Genomic DNA, 23794 nt, shown 5'->3' on the forward strand with positions numbered 1-23794 from the left:
AATATGAATGATACATTACGAGCAATTAAGTTCTTTTACTTGTATTTAAAAAAATATAAATTCTCGTTCTTCTTAATTGCAATCTTTATTATTGTGGCAACTTATTTACAAGTTAAATCTCCTGTAATTTTAGGGGATGCGATTACTAATTTAAGTACTTACGTGACTGACTTTTTTAGTCACCAACACTCTGGTGAGGCGATTAAAGCTTTGAAAAAAATTGCTGCCGGGGCAGCAACATCTCAGGATACTTTACAGCAAATAGCCCAACAAATGTCCGCCTCCGCTGGGCACACCATTAGTTGGAAGTCATTGACTGATGCCAATGTTCCACAAGCTGTGTTATCAAGCTTACCTCAAGGAACTAGCATTCACAGCCTTCAACAAATGGCAGCCATGCCAACAAATTGGAAATCTTTAACAGATGGTAATGTGGCTCAAAGCATTATTTCAAGCCTTCCGTCTGGGACGTCGATTCATAGTTTGCATCAAGCAGCCGTATCTGTCGCGCCCAATAAAAATGATTTCTTTGGGGCGATGTGGAAACTACTCGCGTTTTATGTAATGACTGGGGTAGCACAGTTACTTTACACCATCTTGTTCACGCGGATTATCGCACATTCCACAAATCGGATGCGTAAGGGCCTCTTCGCTAAAATCGAACGTTTAACGATTGCGTATTTTGATTCTCATGCCGATGGAGATATCTTAGCTCGTTTCACCTCTGACTTAGATAACATTCAAAATACTTTGAATCAAGCAGCCGTGAACGTGGCGTCTAATTTTGCTTTATTCATCGGGATTGTCTTCATGATTTTCCATGAGAATGTAAGTATGGCCTGGGTGACTGTCTCGACGACCCCAGTAGCTGTTTTAGCTGCCGTGATTATTATCATTCAAGCCAAGAAGTATACTGATCGCCAACAACAAGAAGTTGGTGAATTGAATGCTTATATGGATGAGAAAATTTCGGGTCAAAAAACGATTATTGTTGAAGGCCAACAACAAGAAGCGATTGATGGCTTTGTAAAGCAAAATGAAAAAGTTCAAAAATCAACTTTCGCAGCACAAACTTGGTCGGGGATGATTTTCCCATTAATGAATGGCTTTTCATTATTAACGACCGCATTAGTGATTTTTATGGGTACCAAAATTGCCTTACAGGATAGTTCGTTATCAACGGCTGCTGCACTTGGTCTTGTGGTAACCTTTATCCAATATGCGCAACAATATTACAATCCAATCATGCAAATTTCTTCATCATTCGGCCAATTACAATTGGCGGTGACCGGAGCAACTCGATTGAATGTTCTCTTTGATGAAAAAGAAGAAGTTCGTCCCGTTAATGGGAAGCAATTTGGAGAAATGTCGACCGGTATTCAGATTGAACATGTTGACTTTGGCTATGATCCTGGCAAACCAATTTTAAAAGATGTCAATATTGATGTTGAAAAAGGCCAAATGGTGGCCTTAGTCGGGCCAACCGGTTCTGGTAAAACGACAGTCATGAATCTGATGAATCGTTTCTATGATGTTGGTAGTGGCGTTATTAAGTACGACGGAACTGATATTCGCGAGTTTGATCTTGATAGCTTAAGATCTAAGGTCGGAATCGTATTACAAGAATCTGTTCTATTTACTGGTACGATTGCTGACAATATTAAGTTCGGTAAACCTGATGCCACTGATGAAGAAATGATGGAAGTTGCTAAAATGACACATATTCATGATTTCATCATGTCATTGCCAGACCAATACCAAACTCAAATTGATGATAGCGAGTCTGCTTTTTCCGTGGGTCAAAAACAACAAGTTTCGATTGCTCGAACGATTCTAAGTGATCCTGAAATTGTAATTTTGGATGAAGCAACATCAAATGTCGATACTGTGACGGAACAACAAATCCAATGGGCAATGGATGCAGCCATTGAAGGAAGAACTTCCTTTGTGATTGCTCATCGACTTAAAACAATTTTAAATGCAGATAAGATTGTTGTCCTAAAAGATGGCCAAGTGATTGAAGAGGGTAATCATCATGAACTTGTCGCTGCCGGTGGATTTTATTCTGAACTGTATCATAATCAGTTTGTATTTGAATAAAAGAGTGCGAAACTAATTGTTCAATTCTAAAGCATTAACGAAAAAATACCGTTTATTCTATTTTTGAATAGACGGTATTTTTAGTTAATCGAAGGAATTAATTAGTTAAGCGCGTATCAAACAACCACACATAAATTTCCTGGGTAATTATTTGCATTACGATTTTCCAAAAGTAGTCGACTATCAAACTATTACATGTTATAGTGTAATAGATAAAGACGAAAGGAAATTTTAAAAATGACATACGAAGATTGTTGTCCAGAGAAGCCAAGCTTGGCCGAACGTGATTTAATCAATGAAAACCAAGCCTTAGAAGTGGTATCACTGTTTAAAGTACTATCCAATGATACGAGATTAAAAATTTTGCACGCGTTGGTCAGAGAACCAAACTTATCAGTAGGTGATATTGCGACTTTGTTGCATATGAAAGTTCAAGCAGTATCAAACCAACTACAAACGTTAGTTAGCCAAAATATTATTAAGCCAAATCGTGATGGAAATTTCATTAAATATCAAATTGTTGATGATTGTACGTTAATCTTACTTGAACGTGCGTGGTGCCTAGCTGAGGATACGGGTAAAATTACCGTTTCCGACGAGGTTACACAGTGATTCAATTAATTTTCACGGATATTATTATCTATGCCTCAACAGCCATTGATTTGGTCGTAATCCTGATGCTATTGTTTTCGAAATATCGTTCAGCGAAGCACCGCCGGCAAATATATATTGGCCAATTTTTAGGATCATACACTTTAATCGCAATTAGCGTGTTTTTTGCATTTGTTTTGCACTACGTCCCAGCTAAATGGATTCTGGGATTCTTAGGTATTATTCCCATTATGTTTGGGTTGAAATACATTTTTGGTGACGAAGATGAAGCGAGTGAAGTTAGTCAAAAAATTGAAGATCGTCAAGATAAGAATTTAATTTCAACTGTCGCACTCATTACTGTGGCTTCTTGTGGTGCTGACAATATTGGATTATTCGTACCATACTTTGTTTCACTGACTATGAGCCAAATAATTGTCACGCTAATTGTATTCACCATATGTATCTACTTACTAGTGTGGATTGGTGATAAATCATCACAAGTCAGTTTTGTAAAAACTTTTCTAGACAAGTTTGCTGACTGGATTATGGCCATTATTTATATTGGTTTAGGAATTATGATAATTATGGAAAGTGGCACGATTACACATCTGATCAAGTTAATCGCGCATTAATGATTTAACTGAATACAAACTAAAGCTTGAAGTGAACCCCCGAGATTGTTGTCCAATCTCGGGGGTTCACTTCAACGTGGGGTTCGTAATTTACGGCTTTATGATCAAGCAGACTTGGAGCATGTAGCCTTAGTGCGGCGTTTAAAAAACGGTGGGTTTTCGTTAGACGAAATTTTGGAATATACCACAATTCGTGATCAAGGGGTTGAGACCATTCCAACCCGGCTAACGCTGATGGCGGACAAAATAACCCAATTGCAAGCTAAACAAGAAGCAATTGATGCAAGTATCAAGTATTTAGAAGAAAAAATGTTGATTTTAGAAGCACAGGAAAAGTTGAAGTAATAAGGATTTCGAGGGAGGTAAATCATGCAAAAACGACAAATGTATATAGATACGCAAAACAAAATCATTGAGACAACGCTTGTATTGATGAAGACCAAACCCATTAATTCAATTAAAGTTACTGAGATTGTAAGAATTGCAAAAATTAACCGAACAACCTTTTATTCACATTTTCAAGATGTACCAGCGTTAATAGATTTCATTGAAAATACACTAATTGACGAATTAATTGGGTGCTTTAAAAGCGTTCCGGTTGATTGGATTCAGACTTACAATCAAACGCAAGAAGAACAATTCTACTTAGAATTTGCCCAACTGATTGAAGCTAACTTCAATACGTATCAACGGTTAATGAGTTAAAATGGGGATGCAAAATTTATTTCATTGATGAGACAACGGTTGTCTGACTATATTGCACCAACAATTATCACGACCAATGATGACTTGAATATTTCTGGAGACATCCTACATGAATTGATTTTGAGTGGTTTGCTAGATATTTTACAGTATTGGATTCAAAAAGAACCCAGTTTAACCCCACAAAAAATCGCGAGACTATTACTAGTCTCACGACATGTGTCACCGAATCAAAGGGTTAAAGAAAATCTGTAATTATTTGTAAATCACGCCACCGTCAACAACATAGGCTTGACCAGTAACGTAATCTGCTTTATCGCTAGCTAAAAATGAGACTAGGTTAGAAATATCTTGTGGACTGGCGGGACGTTGCAGAGCAATTCGTTGTGAACCGCGGGCAATTTCTTCTTCGACAGTGGTGCCGTTTTGTTTTGCATACTGATTGAGAATATTTTCCATCATCGGGGTCATCACGTATCCAGGACAATATGCATTAACCGTAATATTATCTGCACCAAATTCTTTTGCAGCGCCTTGAGTCAATGAACGAACCGCAAATTTGGTAGCCGAATAGCCAGCGTGTTTTTCAGCGACTGAATAGGCCCCAATCGAGGCGGCATTGATAATTTTTCCCTTAGATTGTTGTTGCTTAAATTGCTCAGCAGCGGCTTGCATCCCAAATAAAACGCCCTTAACATTGACGTTCCACAATTGATCAAAGTCAGCTTCACTCATGTCGGCCACGGTGACTTCTTTGGTGATACCAGCGTTGTTCACAATGACATCTAGTCGACCAAGGTCCGTAACTACTTGATGCACAACATCAAAAACTTGTTGTTTGTTTTCGACATGTAATTCGTAGCCTTTGGAATTAGGAATCGTTTGGGCAATTTCATTGGCACTTTCTTGCGTTAGTCCAGTTACCGCAACTTTGAAACCATCTTCTGACAACTGTTTAGCAATACTTAAGCCAATACCCATGATTGAACCAGTGACGATTACAACTTTTTCATTCATAATTAGTTACTCCTTTGTTATTTATTTCACAACAAGCATAATTGGGTTAGCGCTCGACTTCAATCAGCAGTTGATAGTAAAGTGTCGAAGATGAGATCAACGGGTTCAATCATAAAGAAGACAAATTAATTGACTTTATTATTCATCTACAATAAAATATCCATAGATAATAAAAAGTAGATGAATGGAGATTATAATTATGAATATCGTACTATTAGGTGGCAATGGATACTTGGGCAGAAACTTCACGGAAAAAATTGTTGGCATGAATCTAGAAATTGACGTTTTAGTATTGTCAAGATCAGGTAAAAATAGTTTAAGTAAGCCACAAATTGAAAACATTGCTGTCGACTTGAATGACTATGACGCTGTCAAAAATAGTTTGCCCGATCAAATTGACTATATTGTTGATTTCATCGGTCGGCCAGAAAAGGACGCGACTCAATTACGGGCCATCAATATGCAACCCGTTGAGTTAATGAAACGGTTAGCCGAAGAAAAACAGGTTAAAGCAATGGGAATGATTGGTGGAGTGTTAGGAGCTAAATCATTTGTTAATATCAAAGCAGAAGCAATTCAATTGTTAAAAACTAGCTCGATACCTTTAGCCTATGTGGAACCAACGTTAGTTTATGGAAATGGACGACAGGACTCTATGACCAAAATGGTTCCGCTGTTGAAATTCTTTGGGTTGTTTGCAAAAAATATGAAACCTGTTGATGTCAATGAGGTCGTTTCTGATTTGGCGATACAGCTTTTCAAATATTAGAGGTCAATACTGTGAAATTAAATCAAAGTACGGAACAAGGAGTCTACGTGGTGGTCATTTTGGCCCTGCAAAAAGGCCACAAACCGTTAAAAAGTTCTTTATTAGCCAAGACGTTACAAGTCTCAGATTCTTACTTAAAGAAGATTTTGCGTAAGTTAGTGGTCGCAGATGTGATTAATTCAGTGGCCTCAAAAGAAGGTGGATTTGTTTTGAATCGCCCCATTAATCAAATTTCATTCGGGGATGTTTATCGCGCGGTTCAAGATAATCACGCTGAAATTAAGTTTAACCACATTGGTAATCGCCTTTTTGACAACGTCGAGCATGTCAAAGAAGGCGAAGATAAAATTTTTGAAGCATTGCAGAATGCAGATCAGGCTTTTTTGACGGAGTTAAATCAAATTCCGATGTCGGATTTATTGGAAGCATATGCTATTTCAGATGGCGCGATTGATTGGGAAAAGCAGTTTGGTGAATAATAATGACAAAACGAATTGTAATTAAACAGGTGATTGGTGCCTCGGTGGAAAGTACTTTTGATTGGATGGCTCACTCCAATAACTTTTCCAGAGCACCATGGGTGTTCAGCTCAAAATGGCGTGATAGCAACAACTATACAGTAGGGGCAGTGCGCAATATTTTTATGTTAGCTGGATGGTATCAAGAAGAAATTACTGAGTTTGTGCCTAATGAAATAATTCAGTACCGGGTGTTGAAATCATTTCCACCAGTGAAACAAGACTTTACTGAAATGAAATTCGAGAAAGTTTCACGTGGAACAATGGTCACTTGGACTATTGATATCGATGTACTGGTACCAATAATAGGACCAATTCTTACGCAAGCTGCTGGCAAATTAGCTTCAGGCTTGTACGGGAGTATTTTAACTGCTGGTAAGAAGGTATTAGAAAGAGGATGAGTAATCATCTTCTTTTTTTCTATCTTTAGGTTGATGTAAGCGGTACAATTACGCTGAGGTGATAGTTGTGAATACTATTTTAAAAATCATCGTATTTATTTGTGGAGTGGCATTTTTTGTTCAGGCCTATCGTGATAAAAGATTTCGTGGGCAAAAGAACTATCGCTCTTGGAAACAAATTTTTCATGGAGAAAATAAATTTTCTAGGGATTCAGCTAACAATGAACCAAAACCGGCCATCACACCACTGACGCCTCCAGCAGCTACACCGATTTCTGGGCCAGTGGGAATTGTATTGCCAGCAATTTTTCTCACCACGGATTATCATAATTTGAATGATGAAGAAACTGATGAATTTTTAGATGAGGCCATGGCAGATTTAGATCAACAAGGATTAAATACCAGTGATTGGACTTATGATCAGGCCGTGATGGCCTTCAATGCCTTAATGAAACATGATGAAATTGATCCTGAATTGTTACAAGATCCGAACGAATTCGATGCTTTGGAAGACGATATCGAAATTCAACGACGTGAAATTGAACATGAAGATTATCCTGGAGATGAAGATGATAAGGATTTTGATCTGGCAGGAAAGTCGATTGATGGAACTGATTATGATAATTGGAATCACACAGACGCTGAAGATAACGATGATGATGAATATACTAAGTACTATTCAGACCGCTAAAAATAATTAGGAGCGTGATTTTAATGGATTCAAATGAAACTCACCAATTGCTTGATGAAGAAATGTGGGATGAAAAATGGGAGCCCAGTCGTCATTTAATGGACTTTCACATTGCCGGTTTTACTTACTACGATGGCCTTGAAGTGATTAATGAACTGCATCTTGGAACTCGTGTGGATTTAGTGGGTGAGCCGGATAATCCATATGATCCGGAAGCCATTAAAGTCATGTACCACGATAAAAAATTAGGCTATGTCCCTAAGGACCGGAATTCACAAATGAGTACTTTCTTGTATTACGGACACGGTGATATTTTTGAGGCACAAATTCAACTGGTCAACACTGAAACACATCCAGAACGGCAATTTCGCGTTGTTGTGAAAATCAAAGACAATCGTCCCGGCCTGAAATAACGTGACGTTTCTTAAACAACTGTAATGTTTGATTCAAAGTTTTGTAAGACTTTGTTCATGCATTTTTCACAAACATCAGTTATAGTTACCACATACCAAATATATAAACCTCTTTTCACGTAACTTTGTTACGATGCCCATTCCACTACGCCGAAACTCGGCAAGTGTCATGGCATTTACTCCTCCCAAAGTAATGAAAAAAGTAGCTGGTCTAATCAGTTACATCCTACTCCTAAAAAAACGGCCAACTTAATTGTTGGTCGTTTTTGTTTGTTAACAAGACACTAGGCAAAGGTGCCTGTGGAATTTTTAGTTAGGATACCATCACGAATTTCATAAATTTGATCTGCAAATTCGTCTAATCGTACATCATGAGTCACCACCACGATTGCCTTATTACGTTCATGAGCTAGTTGTCGAAATAAGGCACCGACAATTTTCACGCGTTCAGTATCAAGTGCGGCGGTTGGTTCATCGGCTAAAATGATTTTGGGATTGGGATACAGGGCCCGGGCAATAGCAACTCGTTGCTGCTGGCCACCAGACAATTCTGCCGGGAATTTATGGGTAAAGTCTTGGATACCGAGTTGTTCTAATAATATGCCTAAATCTTCATGACTAAGGTTACCGGATTTTTTTACTTTATCTACTAAAGTAAATTGGTCCGCAACCGTCAAGTAGGGCAATAGGTGATAAGCTTGTAAGACGAATCCAATTGATTCCAACCGTAAACGGTCGCGATTATGTTTAGAAGTATCGTGATAACTAGTACCGTCGAAAAGGACTTCACCGGACGTGGGGGTCAAAAGACCACCGGCAATGGTTAAAAAAGTACTTTTGCCTGATCCGGATGGACCCACGATTAAACTCAGAGTTCCGGGTTCGGCATCAAAGCTAACATCATTTAATACTTGCACTCGAGCTGAATCGGAGCCGAAAAATTGATTAACATGTTGAAGTGATAAGACTGACATAGTGACTAACCTCCAATGACTGAAATAGGATCAACGCGTAAGACGGAACGGACAGGAATGAGTCCTCCAATTAGAGCCATAATCATTAACCCGACGCCAACGACGACCAAAATTGGAATATCAAAGGCCATTGGAACTGCTGATGGCATGGTGACTGCGGTTGCGATTGTAAGTAGGGTACTAATAATTAAACCGGATAAGACTAATAATAAGGATTGAGAAACAGTCGCACCTACGAGGACTTTGCTTGGAATTCCTTGTGCACGTAGTACCGCATAGTTGGGAAGCTTTTGCATGGTTAATATATACAAGAAGACTGCAATTACAATCAGTGAAATACCCATTAAAAAGGCAATCATCAGGCCGAAAGTTAGATTTTGTGCAGAATATCCTGGCATTTTATTAATAAAAGTCGATGTGGTGTATGTCTTGAGGGCAGTGTTGGAAGCTCGATAATGGATATCTTTAGACACGACTGCGCTAGCAATCGTTCCAGGGCTTAATTCTTTTAAAGTTGTCCAAGCGCTCAAGTTGCCATAAATCACAGGTGCGACATTCATCTTGGCATTTTTCGTAAAGCCAACGATTGTGTATTTAGTACTGTTGGAATTTAACTTAAAGGTGTCGCCTAGCTCGTAGCCTGCGTCTTGGAAAGCTGTATCAACCACAACTTGCTGATTATTTTGAGGTGAGTGACCTGCAGTTAATTTAATCGTTTTAGCCACAAATTGGTCGCTATCAAGGCCAATAAAAACACTAGAAATTCTTTCATGACTACTGGCTTTGGCAACAACGGAGGCTTGACCAACATAGGCTTCTTTGTCCGATAAAGTACCGGCTTGATTTTTAGTAATCAACGATTGACGCATGTCCACATTCGCATTAGCGTTGAGGGTTACATTTTGCACACCCCAAGAATCAATGGCATCAGTATTTTCACGAGCCAAACCTAATGCAAGACTAGTTAAAATAAAAATTAAGTAGCTAATCAAGACAATCATGGCAATAATCATGCCAGATCGTAGTTTTTCTTTGCGAATTTCTTTGAGTGCTAAATACATATGAAGGACTTCCTTTATAATTTATTCAGAGCATCTTCTAATTGAGTGAGTCGAACAGCTGCTTGCGCAGGGTCTAGCAATACGTCACGAAGTGTTTGGTGGGATAAAACTTCAGCGGCCCAGTGATTGGCGCCATTAGTACCACTAATAATACGGCTGGCTTGAACACCAAAAGCGTTTTCGTTATGACTAAAATGCATGTAAATTAATTGTTTATATTTTGAGCCTTTCACGCCTAGTAAAAAGGTCCGAGTGGCAGCGACATAAGCTTTGGTTTCAACAGGACCATCTGAATCTAATCTAGGTAATCCGGCATGGATATCGCGCATAGCAATTCCAAAAAGATATGTGTAAGCATCAGTTAGGTCAGTAAAATATTTATAAAATGCTCCACGGGCAATTTCTGCTTGTGAAACGATGCGAGCGACTTGTGCATCAGCCAACGGATATTGGCTAAACTCGCTTAAAAGTGCTGTTTGAATACGTGTTTTTTTGTCGGCAGATAGGTGATCAAAAGTTGGTAATGTCATGAATACAAGCTCCTTTTTTGAAAAAGTGACACGGTGTCAATAAAATGAGTGTATCATAAAGTGACACAGTGTCAATATTTATTGATAAATATGTACGGTTCGAATAATCTTTGGTGATTTTGACTAATGATTATCACTTCAATTTCTTAATTATTACTTCTATTTTTTATATGGAATAGTTCATATTTAATTCATAGTCGGGCGTTATAGTATTTACATACCAAATAAACCTCTTTTCAATTACTCCTCCCAAAGTATTGAAAACCGTAGCTGAAATTCAGCTATGTCCTACTCCTAAGAAACGACCAACTTTAAATTAGCTGGTCGTTTTTTGTTATGTCTTGACGGATAAAAATAATTACGTTATATTTTAACTAAATTAGGTGAGTGATTACTCACTTATCAAAAATGATAGGGGTTGAAATCATGGATACTGCAATTTCGTTAACGCATTTAGTAAAAAAATTTGGTAAACAAACGGTTTTAAAAGATGTTAATTTTAATGTTGAATCTGGACAAATTGTCGGACTGATTGGTCCCTCTGGATCAGGAAAATCGACGGTTATTAAGATTGCTTTGGGGATGGAAGTCAGTGATGCTGGTAACGCCGAGGTATTAGGTAAGACCATGCCTAACCGTCAATTATTAGGACAAATTGGCTATATGGCTCAATCAGATGCCTTGTACGATTCGTTGTCCGGCTATGAAAATTTGAAATTTTTCGCCCAAATGAAGGGTATTTCCAAAGCGAATGTTCAGACCGAGATTGAACACGTCACACAGGTCGTTGATTTACAAGATGACATAAAAAAGCGTGTTAGTGGGTACTCGGGTGGGATGCAGCGTCGGTTATCATTGGCAATTGCGTTATTAGGAAAACCTGAACTATTAGTTCTGGATGAACCAACAGTCGGAATCGACCCAGCCTTACGACGCAAAGTTTGGACTGAATTGAAAGCTATCCGGGAACAAGGGCGTTCCATTTTAATTACCACACATGTGATGTCTGAAGCAGAACAAGTTGATCAAGTGGCACTGCTATTAGGTGGTAAGGTGATTGCATTTGATACGCCTTCTCAACTGAAAGAACAATATCAAGTGTCATCCATTGAAGATGCCTTTTTGAAAGCAGAGGGGGAATTATAATGCGTACACTAGCCATTATGAATCGTGTGATTAAAGAATTACTACGTGATAAGCGAACATTGGCCTTGATGTTCTTAGCACCGATTTTAATTTTATTTATGCTGAAATTAATGTTTGATACAAATTCCACGACCAATGTAACGATTGCGACGGTTGATTTGGATGGCGGAATTCGTACTGAATTAAATGATGCCAAACATGTCAGTGCCAAAGATTATACTTCATTGAAAAGTGCTAAAGCAGCGTTGAAAGACGAAAAGGTTGACGCAATTGTTAAACAGAATGGTTCAACGTACGATATCACTTACGCTAATACTGACTCGAGCAAAACAACGGCGACTAAAATGGCCTTTAAAAATGCTGTGACAACCAACAGCATTACTCAAATGAAATCGACAATTGCTTTATTGGCACAACAAAGTGGGGCCAGGGTTCAAACTGCCAACGGTGCAACCATGCAGGTGCACAATCATTATAATTACGGTGATGCAGATACTGGCTTTTTTGCTAAAATTATTCCGCTGTTAATTGGATTCTTTGTCTTTTTCTTTGTTTTCTTAATTTCCGGAATGGCGTTACTTAAGGAACGTTCAACGGGCACGCTAGATCGATTGCTTGCCACACCAGTCAAACGTTCAGAAATTGTGTTTGGTTATATGCTGAGTTATGGTATTTTGGCAATCATACAGACCGCCATTATTGTGGTGGTGGCAGTTTGGTTATTGGATATTGAAGTAGTGGGTAATATTTTCAGTGTGATGTTTGTCAATATTATTTTGGCCTTTGTCGCGTTAGCGTTTGGGATTTTAATGTCAACGTTTGCCCGTTCAGAATTCCAAATGATGCAATTTATTCCAATCATTGTCATGCCGCAAGTCTTTTTCTCAGGGATTATCCCGTTAGATTCAATGGCGACATGGGTGCAATCAATCGTATATATTTTGCCAATTAAATATGCAGGAGATGCTCAATCGCAGATTATTTTGCATGGTAATTCAATCTTTAATTTAGGGTTAGATATTGGAGTCTTATTGATTTTTATTATCGTGCTCACTACACTGAATATTGTGGGTATGAAACGATACCGTAAGGCCTAACGTACATTGAAAAATAATAAAATATTTTAGTTCTGATTGGTAACTTGGAGAGTAAACGATTAAAATTAAGGTACAGATAAAAGGTGAAAAAATGACTGCTGAAATTTATGTAAATTATCAAGAAATGCTGGCCAAACAGGAAATGCCAAAAGGTCGGCGTAAGGTGTTGTTAACGGGAATCGAATTGTTTGCTGAAAATGGGTTTGATGGCACCTCAACTTCTCAAATTGCCAATGCGGCGGGGGTCAGTCAGGCTACAATTTTCAAGTATTTTAAAACCAAAAAGGATTTACTGATTGCAATCGTGTCACCAATCGTAGAACAACTTTTTCCGGTCTATCGAGATGAATTTTTCGGCAATTTACAACATCAAACGGATGTTCAAAAGATTATTCATTTCATTGTTTATGATCGATTTGAATTTATCAGTCAAAATGCTGAAATTGTGAAGATATTATTGACAGAGCTCCTAACTGACAAAGAGTTAATTTCTAAAGTTGCGAATGTCATTATCGGGACTGACGATGACCAAAAAGCAGAAAAAGGGATTGCTGCCACCTTAGGTCAACAAATAACAGAATTCCAGCAGCGGGGTGAAATTTATGCTGATTTAGCATTACTCGACATTGGCCGTACCATTGTCGGTCAGTTATTTGCTTATTTCTTCCAAACAGAAGTTTTGATGGCTCAAATGCAAGCCAATGAACCCAGGGATTTGTCACAAATTGAACAACAAATTCTTCGAGCGATTAGTCCCAAATATTAGTGAGTAAGGTAGGCGGTCGGTATGTTTAAACATAAAATTGATTTAAAATCAGCGTCGCAAGACACCATCAATGCATTAATTGATGATTTAAATACGACGACTCGAGGGATTTCATCAGCGGAAGCTGCGGCCAGGTTGGAACAAACTGGTCCGAATGAAATTCAACAAGCGGTCGGTGAATCACAATTTAAAATGTTGATGAAAAACTTTATTTCGTTGATGGCAATTTTATTGTGGGTTGGTGGTATTATCGCTATTTTAGCGGGGATGACCGAGCTGGGTCTTGCGATTTGGGCAGTTAATATTATTAATGGTGGCTTTAGTTTTTGGCAGGAACGGTCTGCACAACGAGCCACTTCTGCGCTGAAAAAAATGTTACCGACTTATGTCCACGTTTATCGCGATGACAAATTGATTAAACTAGAAGCTCGCGATTTAGTTCCGGGGGATGTCTTTAATTTACAAGCCGGTGACAGTGTATCAGCCGACGCTCGGTTAATAACTGCCACGTCATTGGAAGTTGATCAATCTTCATTAACAGGAGAAACGGTCCCTGAAGATAAACAAGTAACATTCATCCCGGGAGAAGGTAAGTATTCTGAAAGTAATTTGATTTACGCGGGCACAACCGTTGGAGCTGGAACCGCCACAGCAGTCGCCTTTCGAACAGGAATGCAAACTGAATTTGGACAAATTGCTGAACTGACGGAAAATTCGAAAGAAGAAGTTACCCCTTTACAACAAGAACTAGATCGGCTGACTAAGCAATTATCCATGATTGCGATTGCGATTGGGATTTTGTTTTTCATTTTAGCCGTGACCATTGTGCACTATCCAGTGGCGAAATCATTTATTTTTGCCTTAGGGATGATTGTGGCCTTTATCCCAGAAGGATTATTACCAACGGTGACGTTGTCGTTAGCTCAAGGTGTACAACGAATGGCGAAACGTCATGCATTAGTTAAAAACTTGAACAGTGTGGAAACCCTAGGTGAAACGACCGTTATTTGTTCAGATAAAACGGGGACGTTAACTCAAAATCAAATGACCGTGACCAATATCATTTTGCCTAACCGGGAATTTGAAGTGACGGGTCGTGGATACGTCAATAATGGGAAAGTTAAATTTAATGGTGCAGATGTTGAGTTAACAGCCCAGCCGCAGTTGGATAAACTTCTTCAAATCGCAGCTTTAGATAACGATACTCGAGTACAGACCGACGACAAATCTGTTGGAAAAATTTTGGGTACCCCTACCGAAGCAGCACTGATTGTTGTAGCTAAAAAAGCAGGCATTAGTGCGGATGAATTGAGTCACCAATATCGGCGCTTGAAGGAATATACGTTTGATTCTAGCCGCAAGAGAATGTCGACGATTAACCAAATTGATTCTAAAAAAGAAATCTTTACTAAAGGTGGCCTCGATGAAGTCATTGGACAATGTGATTTTGTTTTGGATGGCGATACGATACGTCCTATTCAAGATAGTGACAGAGTGACCGCCAAGGATGCTGAGAAAAAGTATGCTGCGCAAGGTTTGCGCAGTTTAGCTATGGCTTATCGTGAAGTGACCGAAGATATTGATAATTTGCAGATGGACCAAGCTGAAGCTAAATTGATTTATGTGGGACAAGCGGTAATGATGGATCCACCGCGTCCTGAAGTGTTTGATGCAATTAAAAAATGTAAAACTGCTCAAATTCGAATCATCATGGTGACTGGAGACAGTGCGTTAACTGCCAAAAGCATCGGACAAACAATTGGAATTGTTGGTGATGGGGTTCGAGTTATTACTGGTGATGAACTAGATGCCATGAGCAATGAAGAGTTGAAGGTTGCCGTTAAACAAGAGGTAATTTTTGCGCGGGTAGCGCCGGAACACAAATTTCGGATTGTCTCTACCTTGCAAACTATGGGTGAAGTGGTTGCTTCTACCGGTGATGGAGTTAATGACGCCCCAGCACTTAAAAAGGCGGATATCGGAGTGGCAATGGGAGTCACAGGGACTGATGTGGCGAAAGATGCCGCTGATATGATTTTGACTGATGATAATTTTGTCTCGATTGTTTCCGCTATTGAAGAAGGCCGTGCCGTCTATAGCAATATTCAAAAGTTCTTGTTATACATCCTGACAAGTAACGTCGGCGAGGCAATGCCATCAGTGCTATTTTTGCTGAGTCGAGGTCTAATTCCATTACCATTAACTGTGATGCAGATTTTGACCATCGATATTGGTACAGATATGTTACCTGCGCTAGGATTAGGTTCTGAAAAGCCAGAGCCCGGGATTATGAACAAAGCACCGCGTAATCCAAAAGATCATCTGATGAGCAAAAATGTATTATGGCGTGCCTTTGGTTGGTACGGAATGATTGGTGCGGCAGTCTCAATTGGCGGATACTTCTGGATTAATCATTTACATGGTTGGCCAGATGTTAGTTTGGCCGCAGCTGGGCCAGTTTATGCTGAAGCCACAACGATGACGTTAGCAGCAATCATCTTCAGTCAAATAGCGAGTGTGATGAATAGTCGCAGCCAAAAAGCCTCAGTTTTCAAATTAGGCGTCTTCAGTAACCATAAAATTAATTTTGGTATTTTAGTGGAGATTCTCATTTTATTAATGTTGATGTATGTAGCCCCTCTCCGTGAAGTGTTTGGCACCACTACCTTGCAGTGGCAAGCATGGCTCTACTTAATTGTGTTACCTATCCCAATTGTGTTAATTGAAAATTTACGAAAAAGAATTGCATATGGGAAGCGCTAAACATCAATAATTTCATAACGCAAATTGGTTTGTTTTTAAATCGATTTGCGTTATTTTAATGAAGTGAAATAATACTCATTAATCTTGGGAGGAAAAATAATGATTGAATTTAGATATGATACACAATTGTTGATTGAAGGAAGCAAGTTAGATGAGGATCAATTACATGATGCCATTTTAAGTAAGTTTGAAGGCGATAGTTTGGTATTGGTCGGGGATGCTGAACTCATGAAGGTTCATTTTCATACCAATTATCCATGGCAAATTCTCGAATATTGCGCAACGTTAGGTGAGATTTTTGATATTGTTGTTGAAGATATGGTGCGACAATCCAAGGGCCTAAAAGGATAAGCGCAGATAAATAAAAGTGTTTCATGTGAAACATTAGTTTGACAGGCATGTACAAACAAATTAAAGTGCAATTAAAAATTGGTTAAAGTTAAGTGGTCTCAAAGCTTGACTTAGAAAACAATTGCATATACAATTAACAAAATTGTAAAAGAGAGAGGTTTTCATATGGACACGAAATTAAAAGTTGGTGTGATTGGTGCAACGGGGATGGTTGGTCAACGTTTCGTCACACTTTTAGCAGATCATCCATGGTTTGAGGTTGCGGTAGTAGCAGCGAGCCCACATAGTGCAGGCAAAACATATGAAGAGGCAGTTTCTGGTCGTTGGAAGTTAGATGAACCAATTCCTGAAAACGTCAAAAATTTAGTTTTGTTAGATGCGGCAGATATTGAAGCTGTTACATCACAGGTTGATTTTGTCTTTTCAGCGGTGGATATGTCTAAAGATGAAATCCGCAAAATTGAAGAAGAATATGCGAAGACAGAAACTCCAGTAGTCTCGAATAATAGCGCCCATCGTTGGACACCAGATGTGCCAATGATTATTCCTGAAATCAATCCAGAACATGCTGAAGTCATTAAATATCAACGTGAACGCTTGGGCACCAAGCGAGGCTTTATTGCGGTTAAACCTAATTGTTCGATTCAAAGTTACACTCCAGCGCTCACTGCCTGGCAAAAGTTTGAACCTACACAGGTTGTAGCTACAACTTATCAAGCCATTTCTGGGGCGGGTAAAACATTAGAGGATGCACCTGAAATCATGGGCAACGTGATTCCTTATATTCCTGGAGAAGAAGAAAAATCTGAAATGGAACCACTGAAAATCTGGGGTCATGTTGATGATGATAAGAAAGAAATTGTGCCTGCAGAATCAACAGTGATTACTAGTCAGACATTACGTGTGCCTGTACTTTATGGTCATACGGCTGCTGCATTCGTCAATTTCAAACAAAATCCTTCGAAAGAAGATTTGATTGAGGCACTAGAAAGCTATAGTGGTGTGCCACAAGAACTTGGGTTACCAAGCGCACCAAAACAATTCATTCAATATATGACAGATGATTTCCGTCCTCAAGTTCGTTATGATATTAATTTCGAACATGGAATGGGTGTTTCAGTTGGTCGTTTGCGGACTGATAAGATTTTCGATTGGAAATTTGTTGGCTTATCACACAATACATTACGTGGGGCCGCTGGTGGTGCAGTCTTATGTGCAGAACTATTAACCTCACAAGGATATATTGAAGCAAAGTAATTCAAAATATATTTTAATAACCATTAAATTAGAGCTGATCGTCAAGATTAGCTCTTTTTTGCACTAAAAATGACAAGCGTAAACCAAATATTAACCATACTATGCCAGAGATAAACGTGGAATTTCATTAATATTTTGGTATCTCATAAAAAATCTGGTTTTTATAAATAATCTTGATATTACTTGATATGACAGACTTTAATTAATTGAAGGTTTACGTTGACAAATGTAAACATAAAGGTTAATATGTGTTTATAGATTACAATTGTAAACAGAAAGGAAACCATAAAATGCCAGATGTACACGTAGATAAAATGACTACCGCAGAGTGGGAATTGATGAGAATAATTTGGACGCTCGGCAAGGCCGGAAGTCGAGAAGTGATTGAAATTATTCAACGGAAACGTGATTGGACAGAGTCGACGATAAAAACATTGTTGAGTCGGTTAGTCAAAAAGGAAATGTTAACCACAACTAAAGATGGTCGCAATTTCATTTATCATGCCACCGTACCTGAACAGACAGCTATGAACGAAACAGTTGATGATCTGTTTGATTCACTATGTAATATGAAAAAAGGGGCTGTGATTACTGAATTGATCAGCAATCTCACCTTAACTAAAGCAGATATAGAAAATATGCAAACAGTGTTAGCTGACAAGTTAACTACGGCACCGGAAATGGTGGAATGTGACTGTATACCAGTTGAAGGTACGAGCTGCAATCAATGTACAAAATAATGAAAGTGGGTGAGGCATGATGGCAAGAATAATCGTAGTAATATTATCAGTCATTTTAATTGGATTGATTACCTGGTGGTTCTTTGGTAAGCGAAAAGTGATCGGCGTAGAGGCAACAATAGCAAACGGGAAACAAAGTGCATCGGTAATTGTTAATGGTGGTTATAATCCAAGTACGATTGTATTAAAACAAGGCGTACCTGCTAAACTAACGTTTAATCGTAAGGATGCTTCTAGTTGTTTAGAAAAAGTGGTTTTTCCTAATTTTGGCATTAACGATTTTTTGCCACAAAATCAAGATCATACGGTTGAGATTGACACGTCTAAAGCTGGAGAATATGAATTTGCATGTGTAATGAATATGTTTCACGGAAAGGTAGTTGTTAAATAATGAAAATGAATTTTTTTGGAAGTAAAGATAAAGTTGAAGCAAAAGTTGCTAATGGATCCCAACAAGCGAATGTCTCAGTTGATGGCGGGTATAAGACTAATACGATTGTGTTGAAACAAGGTGTACCGGCAAAGTTAACGTTTAATCGTAAAGACCCATCTAGCTGTTTAGAACAAGTCGTTTTTCCTGAGTTTCAAATTAAAGAGTTTTTACCACAAAATGAGGATCATACTATCGACATTGATACTTCTAAAGCGGGTGAATATCAATTTGCATGTGGGATGGATATGTTCCATGGAAAGGTAGTTGTTAAATAATGAGTATCAAGAATCGATTTATCGTTTCTTTGGTCGCCTCGTTACCAATGCTAATTATGATGATTGCCAAGCCGTTTGGATTGATGTTACACGGTGATGCTTGGATTATGTTTGTTCTGACGACGATTGTTATGGCCATTTCAGCGCGACAATTTATCGAAAGCGCATGGGCATCGTTTAAAAATCATCATGCTAATATGGATACTTTGGTAGCGGTAGGCACCTTAGTCACGTATGTATATAGTATCTTTGCGCTATTGACAGGACGGGCAGTATTCTTTGAAAGTGCCGCATTTGTGGTGACTTTTGTTCTGTTAGGTCAAGTGTTTGAAGAACGGATGCGTAATTCGGCTTCTAGCGCGGTTGAAAAGTTGGTTAATCTGCAAGCTAAAGAAGCTGAAGTCTTGCGTGATGGTAATTATATTCAAGTTCCAATTGATGAGGTTCAACTAAATGATGAAATTCGGGTAAAACCAGGTCAAAAAGTTGCTTTGGACGGGGTCATTACTTCAGGAAAATCTTCAATCAATGAAGCCATGGTAACTGGTGAAAGTATGCCTGTTAGCAAGAGTGTGGATGATCACGTTATTGGTTCAACCCTCAATATTGATGGTACGTTTACGTTTAAAGTTACCAAAGTTGGCGACGATACCATGTTGGCGCAAATTGTGGAATTGGTTAAAAAAGCTCAAAGCAGTCATGCACCAATTCAAAAAACAGTTGATCAAATTGCGAACGTTTTTGTACCGGTGGTCATGATTCTCTCGATTTTAACGTTTGCGATTTGGTATGGCTTCTTAGGTAGTAGTGTCGTGAATGCAATGCTGTTTGCCGTTTCGGTGATCATTATTGCTTGTCCATGTGCCCTTGGAATTGCTACACCAACTGCATTGATGGTTGGGACTGGTCGCAGTGCTAAATTAGGCATTTTAATTAAAAATGGTGAAGTTTTGGAAGCTGTCAACCAGATTACGACTGTCGTCTTTGATAAAACCGGGACAATTACTGAAGGTGCACCAAAAGTGACCGATGTTGTTGGGGATGCTAAACAAGTAATGGAGATTGCGACAGCTTTAGAAGCATCGTCAGAACATCCGTTAGCAAGAGCTATCTTAGATGACAATCAAAATTCACAGTACACGGTGACTGATTTTCAATCAATTGAAGGTCGTGGTGTCCAAGGCAAGATTAATGGACAAGATGTGTTTGTTGGTTCACCAAAGTTAGCAGCAACTAATGATTTTGAAGCTGACATGATTAGATTACAAAACGAAGCAAAGGCCGTTGTAGCTGTTGGTCAAAAGCAGACTGTAATTGGTCTGATTGCTATTCAAGATATGCCTAAAGAAACCGCTAAAGCAGCGATGGCCGCCTTGCATCAGCGTGGACTAAAAACAGTGATGTTGACTGGTGATAATGAGTTGGTCGCCGGCGCGATTGCTAACCAAGTTGGTATCGATACGGTGATTGCTAATGTCTTGCCAAAAGATAAAGCCAATGAAGTTGAACACTTACAACAGCATGAATCAGTGGCGTTTGTCGGCGATGGAATTAATGATGCCCCAGCGCTAGCTACTGCAAACGTTGGTATTGCAATGGGTTCTGGGACTGATGTTGCAATTGAATCTGGTGATATTGTGTTGGTTAAAAATGATTTAATGGATGTAGTCAATGCACTGGAATTAAGTAAGAAGACATTTAATCGTATCAAATTAAATCTTTTCTGGGCCTTTATTTACAACGCAATTGGAATTCCAATTGCTGCCGGAATCTTTGTGGGATTAGGATTAACATTAAGTCCCGAATTGGCTGGTTTAGGGATGGCTCTGAGTTCCATTTCGGTAGTCGGAAGCTCATTATTATTAAATAAAACTAAATTAGCAGTCTAAAAAAGTTCGCTTCGCAGTGAACTTTTTTTATCGGAAAGCATGTTTTCCGGTTGAAGTGATGAAACATTTAATTAATTTTCCTGAAAAGTTACGCCAAACTTTACGAGTTTCTGCAGGCTGACTGGCAGCAGTGCGCGTAATCGCAATCACGTTTTGTTTCCAATGCTTAGCAAATTCATTTACTGAAGTGTGACCTGTTTTGTCAATGGCTCGGAAGAGAGAATTAACAAACGTTTTTTTCATTCCGGGTGATAGCTCTTTTTGCCAAGTCATTAATGAATCTTGGACAATTTTAGAAAACTTATCAGTTTGAGGTAAGTACTCAAAGTCGCCATCCACAACACTCCAAGTAAATGGATTGTGTTGTTCCATCATATCGGCAGTGCTTCTAACGACTTGAAACTTTTTAGATCGATCCATAATGATACCGATTAAAGAAGTTTGTGGCACCAATTTGGTGATGCGGTCTTGAATGCTGGTGTGTTTTGTTTTGATGGAGGTTGGGCCATCAATACTGTATGCGTGGGTGATTCTTGCTTGTAGGGATTCAGGAATGTGCTTAAAGGCAAAGGTTGCCAGGTCGCCGCCTTTTGAGTGGCCACCAATGATGACTTTTCCAGAAACTGAATTCATAAAATCTTTTAGATAATGGGTAGCTTCAACCCGAGAAGGAATTTCCTTCATAAAAGAAAGATTCATATCTTCTTTCCAATCAACGAAGTTAGACTCGGTGCCTCGATAACCAACAAAGTAATGGTCAGCATTAATTTGCATACTAACCGCAGAAAAGTTCTGATCCTTGCCGTAGCTAAATTTATTAGTAAAGTCTAAAAATTTAACATCACGATAACGGAGACTGTTTTTCATAATATTTAACAGCTGGTAGTTTTTCTTAGCATTCCAGGTATGATGTGAAAACTGAGCAATTTCAGCAATAGTCATATTTGCCAAACTGGTTGGGCCAGAAAGACTTTTGTAATTTAAATAAGGAAGCTGGGAAAAAATTACGCCGTCAATGTTATTAAATTGCTTTTCTGCGAATGTAAATTTAGAAAATTTTCGTGCGTAAGAAATAATATCGAACATGCGTAACGCTCCTTTTTAAATGAATTTAAAGTTTGTCAGAAAATAATATAATTTTTTGGAACAAAGTGCGAGTAGTTTGCTCACAATTCCAGATTAGCTATTATTTAACTGTGTTTCACGTGAAACTATTGTGCGGCTCGTGCTTTTTTTAATTTGTCGGCGATTAAAATTTGATCGATGACTTCTTGCATGCTAATCCGGTTGAGTTCTTTGTAGGCCGCCGCTTCTGCGTTAGTGTAAAAGCCATTTAAGACTTCTTGGATGTTACCACCAACGGTACATTCTGCGTTTGTATCGTGATCAATTTCAAATAGTGCTGTATGACCTTCAGTTGCTAAATAAACATCAAACATGGTGATTTCAGATGGTTCCTTAGCAAAAATCGGTTGATGGTTATTAGGATCATTAATAATAATCCCGGCATCCCGTAGCGAACCGATTAAGCGTCTAACGACGACCGGTGAGGTTTTGATGCTGATGGCGATTAAATCACTGGTAATTTTGATGTCACTAAAGACGTCGATGAAAACAAGTAAATGGAGCGCGTCACTAAATTTAGTTGATAATCTCATTTGTAATATCCTCTGTAACTTTTGTAGTTACAATTATTTTACTTTAATTTCATCAAAAAAGCTACTTTCTTTAACTTTTGATTGCTTAGTGTGATTTTTGCCGATAAGATAAGAGCGATTATCAAGGAAAAGCGAGGTTTTTAATAATGAAATACGCAATTACAGGTGCTACCGGTAATTTAGGTGGTCAAATTATAGAACAAATGTTGAAATTAGCCGAACCCGCTGAACTGATTGCTTTAGTGCATACACCAGCTAAGGCACAAGTATTAGTGGAGCAGGGAATTGCCGTGCGGCCAGCTGATTATTTAAATGTAGCCAGTATGACGCAGGCTTTGATTGGCGTGGATGTATTGGTGTATGTACCAAGCAAGACTTATGATGTCGTTCAACGAGTGACTGAATTACAAAACACACTGCAAGCAATGAAATTAGCACATGTCGATGAAATTGTATTTATGAGCTTCTTTGCAGACCAAGAAAACAATCCATTTGTAATGTCGCCGTACTACGGCTTTGCTCCGCGTGCTTTAGCTGCCTCAAGTTTGAAATATACGGTGGCGAAAAATAGCTTGTATGCAGATCCGTTGGTGCCATATTTGCCGGAGCTCATCGAACGACAAAATGTGATTTATCCGGTGGGTAATCAGAAAATGGCTTTTATTAGTCTGGAAGAGAGTGCGGAGGCGTTCGCCAATTTGGCAGTGAAACCACAATTGAGAAATCATGGCGAAACGTATTTACTCAGTCAGAAAAAAGCTTATACTATGATATAATTAGCCGCCATTATGAGTGAGGTTACGGGTAAACCAATTGGTTATCAGCCGGTGACATTACAAGAGTTTGCCGACATTTACGAATCAGATGGTGACGGTTCGGAATTGTCATCGATGTATGCAGGCGGAGCAAAGGGCTTGCTGTCGGAAGTGTCCAATGACTTTGAAAAAATCACTGGCCATCAACCTAGCACAATGAAAGATTTTCTGTATCAAAATTATCGAAAGTAATAGGTAGTTT

At 38.8% G+C, this 23794-nt stretch carries 27 protein-coding genes and 1 pseudogene; 22 read left to right on the top strand and 6 right to left on the bottom strand.

Annotated features, from left to right (window positions below; translation table 11 throughout):
* Window positions 1-3 precede the first annotated feature (3 nt).
* The 6 genes from F0161_RS00275 (at window position 4) to F0161_RS00300 (ending at window position 4283) form a co-directional block, all read left to right on the top strand.
* Window positions 4-2100: an ABC transporter ATP-binding protein gene (locus F0161_RS00275; protein ID WP_150203007.1), complete on the top strand. Its 2097-nt coding sequence runs from the start codon at window positions 4-6 to the stop codon at window positions 2098-2100.
* Window positions 2101-2337: 237 nt separating this feature from the next.
* Window positions 2338-2712 (top strand): ArsR/SmtB family transcription factor, encoded by a 375-nt coding sequence (locus F0161_RS00280; protein WP_150203009.1) that lies wholly within the window; start codon window positions 2338-2340, stop codon window positions 2710-2712.
* On the top strand, window positions 2709-3326 hold the full coding sequence (locus F0161_RS00285; protein ID WP_150203011.1) for a CadD family cadmium resistance transporter: 618 nt from the start codon (window positions 2709-2711) through the stop codon (window positions 3324-3326). The genes F0161_RS00280 and F0161_RS00285 overlap by 4 nt, the downstream gene beginning before the upstream one ends.
* Window positions 3327-3374: 48 nt before the next feature.
* Window positions 3375-3671 carry a MerR family DNA-binding protein gene (locus tag F0161_RS00290; protein ID WP_190318879.1) on the top strand — a complete coding sequence of 99 codons (297 nt, stop codon included), beginning with the start codon at window positions 3375-3377 and terminating at the stop codon, window positions 3669-3671.
* Window positions 3672-3695: 24 nt separating this feature from the next.
* Window positions 3696-4031 (top strand): TetR/AcrR family transcriptional regulator, encoded by a 336-nt coding sequence (locus F0161_RS00295; RefSeq protein ID WP_150203015.1) that lies wholly within the window; start codon window positions 3696-3698, stop codon window positions 4029-4031.
* Window positions 4032-4055: 24 nt separating this feature from the next.
* Window positions 4056-4283: a hypothetical protein gene (locus F0161_RS00300; RefSeq protein WP_225423151.1), complete on the top strand. Its 228-nt coding sequence runs from the start codon at window positions 4056-4058 to the stop codon at window positions 4281-4283.
* On the opposite strand, the gene F0161_RS00305 is transcribed toward F0161_RS00300, so the two are convergent.
* Window positions 4284-5045, bottom strand: coding sequence for an SDR family oxidoreductase (locus F0161_RS00305; RefSeq protein ID WP_150203019.1), 762 nt, complete (start codon window positions 5043-5045; stop codon window positions 4284-4286).
* A gap of 199 nt (window positions 5046-5244) precedes the next feature.
* On the opposite strand from F0161_RS00305, the gene F0161_RS00310 reads away from it, so the two are divergent.
* The 5 genes from F0161_RS00310 to F0161_RS00330 all read left to right on the top strand — a co-directional run bounded on the left by F0161_RS00310 (window position 5245) and on the right by F0161_RS00330 (window position 7837).
* Window positions 5245-5814, top strand: coding sequence for an NAD-dependent epimerase/dehydratase family protein (locus F0161_RS00310; protein ID WP_225423152.1), 570 nt, complete (start codon window positions 5245-5247; stop codon window positions 5812-5814).
* Between the two features lie 11 nt (window positions 5815-5825).
* Entirely contained in the window at window positions 5826-6293 is a 468-nt protein-coding gene (locus F0161_RS00315) for an Rrf2 family transcriptional regulator (RefSeq protein ID WP_137601298.1), read from the top strand.
* A gap of 2 nt (window positions 6294-6295) precedes the next feature.
* Window positions 6296-6733: an SRPBCC family protein gene (locus tag F0161_RS00320; protein WP_150203023.1), complete on the top strand. Its 438-nt coding sequence runs from the start codon at window positions 6296-6298 to the stop codon at window positions 6731-6733.
* A 67-nt stretch (window positions 6734-6800) separates the two neighbouring features.
* Entirely contained in the window at window positions 6801-7424 is a 624-nt protein-coding gene (locus F0161_RS00325; RefSeq protein ID WP_150203025.1) for a hypothetical protein, read from the top strand.
* Window positions 7425-7447: 23 nt separating this feature from the next.
* Window positions 7448-7837 (top strand): HIRAN domain-containing protein, encoded by a 390-nt coding sequence (locus F0161_RS00330; RefSeq protein ID WP_390904554.1) that lies wholly within the window; start codon window positions 7448-7450, stop codon window positions 7835-7837.
* A 284-nt stretch (window positions 7838-8121) separates the two neighbouring features.
* On the opposite strand, the gene F0161_RS00335 is transcribed toward F0161_RS00330, so the two are convergent.
* Genes F0161_RS00335 through F0161_RS00345 form a run of 3 tightly spaced genes read right to left on the bottom strand, consistent with a single transcriptional unit; the run spans window position 8122 to window position 10402 of the window.
* Entirely contained in the window at window positions 8122-8811 is a 690-nt protein-coding gene (locus F0161_RS00335; protein ID WP_150203027.1) for an ABC transporter ATP-binding protein, read from the bottom strand.
* A gap of 5 nt (window positions 8812-8816) precedes the next feature.
* Window positions 8817-9872, bottom strand: coding sequence for an ABC transporter permease (locus F0161_RS00340; RefSeq protein WP_150203030.1), 1056 nt, complete (start codon window positions 9870-9872; stop codon window positions 8817-8819).
* Between the two features lie 14 nt (window positions 9873-9886).
* The gene (locus F0161_RS00345; RefSeq protein ID WP_150203032.1) at window positions 9887-10402 is read right to left on the bottom strand and encodes a TetR/AcrR family transcriptional regulator; all 516 of its coding nucleotides are present in this window, start codon (window positions 10400-10402) and stop codon (window positions 9887-9889) included.
* 426 nt (window positions 10403-10828) lie between these two features.
* Here F0161_RS00345 and F0161_RS00350 point away from each other — a divergent pair, with 426 nt between their 5' ends.
* From F0161_RS00350 to F0161_RS00395, 10 genes are all read left to right on the top strand, one after another.
* Window positions 10829-11548 carry an ABC transporter ATP-binding protein gene (locus tag F0161_RS00350; RefSeq protein WP_150203034.1) on the top strand — a complete coding sequence of 240 codons (720 nt, stop codon included), beginning with the start codon at window positions 10829-10831 and terminating at the stop codon, window positions 11546-11548.
* Complete coding sequence (locus F0161_RS00355) at window positions 11548-12645, top strand: ABC transporter permease (protein ID WP_150203035.1); 1098 nt, start codon at window positions 11548-11550, stop codon at window positions 12643-12645. The genes F0161_RS00350 and F0161_RS00355 overlap by 1 nt, the downstream gene beginning before the upstream one ends.
* Window positions 12646-12736: 91 nt before the next feature.
* Window positions 12737-13411, top strand: a complete 675-nt coding sequence (locus F0161_RS00360) for a TetR/AcrR family transcriptional regulator (RefSeq protein WP_150203037.1) — start codon at window positions 12737-12739, stop codon at window positions 13409-13411.
* Between the two features lie 21 nt (window positions 13412-13432).
* Window positions 13433-16174: a cation-translocating P-type ATPase gene (locus tag F0161_RS00365; protein ID WP_150203039.1), complete on the top strand. Its 2742-nt coding sequence runs from the start codon at window positions 13433-13435 to the stop codon at window positions 16172-16174.
* A gap of 99 nt (window positions 16175-16273) precedes the next feature.
* Entirely contained in the window at window positions 16274-16525 is a 252-nt protein-coding gene (locus tag F0161_RS00370) for a kinase to dihydroxyacetone kinase (protein ID WP_150203041.1), read from the top strand.
* A 165-nt stretch (window positions 16526-16690) separates the two neighbouring features.
* The gene (gene asd, locus F0161_RS00375) at window positions 16691-17782 is read left to right on the top strand and encodes an aspartate-semialdehyde dehydrogenase (RefSeq protein WP_150203044.1); all 1092 of its coding nucleotides are present in this window, start codon (window positions 16691-16693) and stop codon (window positions 17780-17782) included.
* Window positions 17783-18072: 290 nt separating this feature from the next.
* On the top strand, window positions 18073-18522 hold the full coding sequence (locus tag F0161_RS00380) for a CopY/TcrY family copper transport repressor (protein WP_150203046.1): 450 nt from the start codon (window positions 18073-18075) through the stop codon (window positions 18520-18522).
* A gap of 19 nt (window positions 18523-18541) precedes the next feature.
* Complete coding sequence (locus tag F0161_RS00385; protein ID WP_150203048.1) at window positions 18542-18913, top strand: cupredoxin domain-containing protein; 372 nt, start codon at window positions 18542-18544, stop codon at window positions 18911-18913.
* Window positions 18913-19230: a cupredoxin domain-containing protein gene (locus F0161_RS00390; protein WP_150203050.1), complete on the top strand. Its 318-nt coding sequence runs from the start codon at window positions 18913-18915 to the stop codon at window positions 19228-19230. Before F0161_RS00385 ends, F0161_RS00390 begins: the two co-directional genes overlap by 1 nt.
* Window positions 19230-21119 (top strand): copper-translocating P-type ATPase, encoded by a 1890-nt coding sequence (locus tag F0161_RS00395; protein WP_150203052.1) that lies wholly within the window; start codon window positions 19230-19232, stop codon window positions 21117-21119. Before F0161_RS00390 ends, F0161_RS00395 begins: the two co-directional genes overlap by 1 nt.
* A 27-nt stretch (window positions 21120-21146) precedes the next feature.
* Here the strand turns inward: F0161_RS00395 and F0161_RS00400 are convergent, their stop codons facing one another.
* Both F0161_RS00400 and F0161_RS00405 read right to left on the bottom strand, forming a co-directional pair.
* The gene (locus tag F0161_RS00400; protein WP_150203054.1) at window positions 21147-22205 is read right to left on the bottom strand and encodes an Mbeg1-like protein; all 1059 of its coding nucleotides are present in this window, start codon (window positions 22203-22205) and stop codon (window positions 21147-21149) included.
* Window positions 22206-22330: 125 nt separating this feature from the next.
* The gene (locus tag F0161_RS00405; protein ID WP_150203056.1) at window positions 22331-22777 is read right to left on the bottom strand and encodes an Rrf2 family transcriptional regulator; all 447 of its coding nucleotides are present in this window, start codon (window positions 22775-22777) and stop codon (window positions 22331-22333) included.
* 146 nt (window positions 22778-22923) lie between these two features.
* Here F0161_RS00405 and F0161_RS00410 point away from each other — a divergent pair.
* A pseudogene (locus F0161_RS00410) lies at window positions 22924-23784 on the top strand (SDR family oxidoreductase).
* Window positions 23785-23794: the final 10 nt, after the last annotated feature.

Source organism: Paucilactobacillus nenjiangensis, assembly GCF_008632615.1.
Taxonomy (GTDB): domain Bacteria; phylum Bacillota; class Bacilli; order Lactobacillales; family Lactobacillaceae; genus Paucilactobacillus; species Paucilactobacillus nenjiangensis.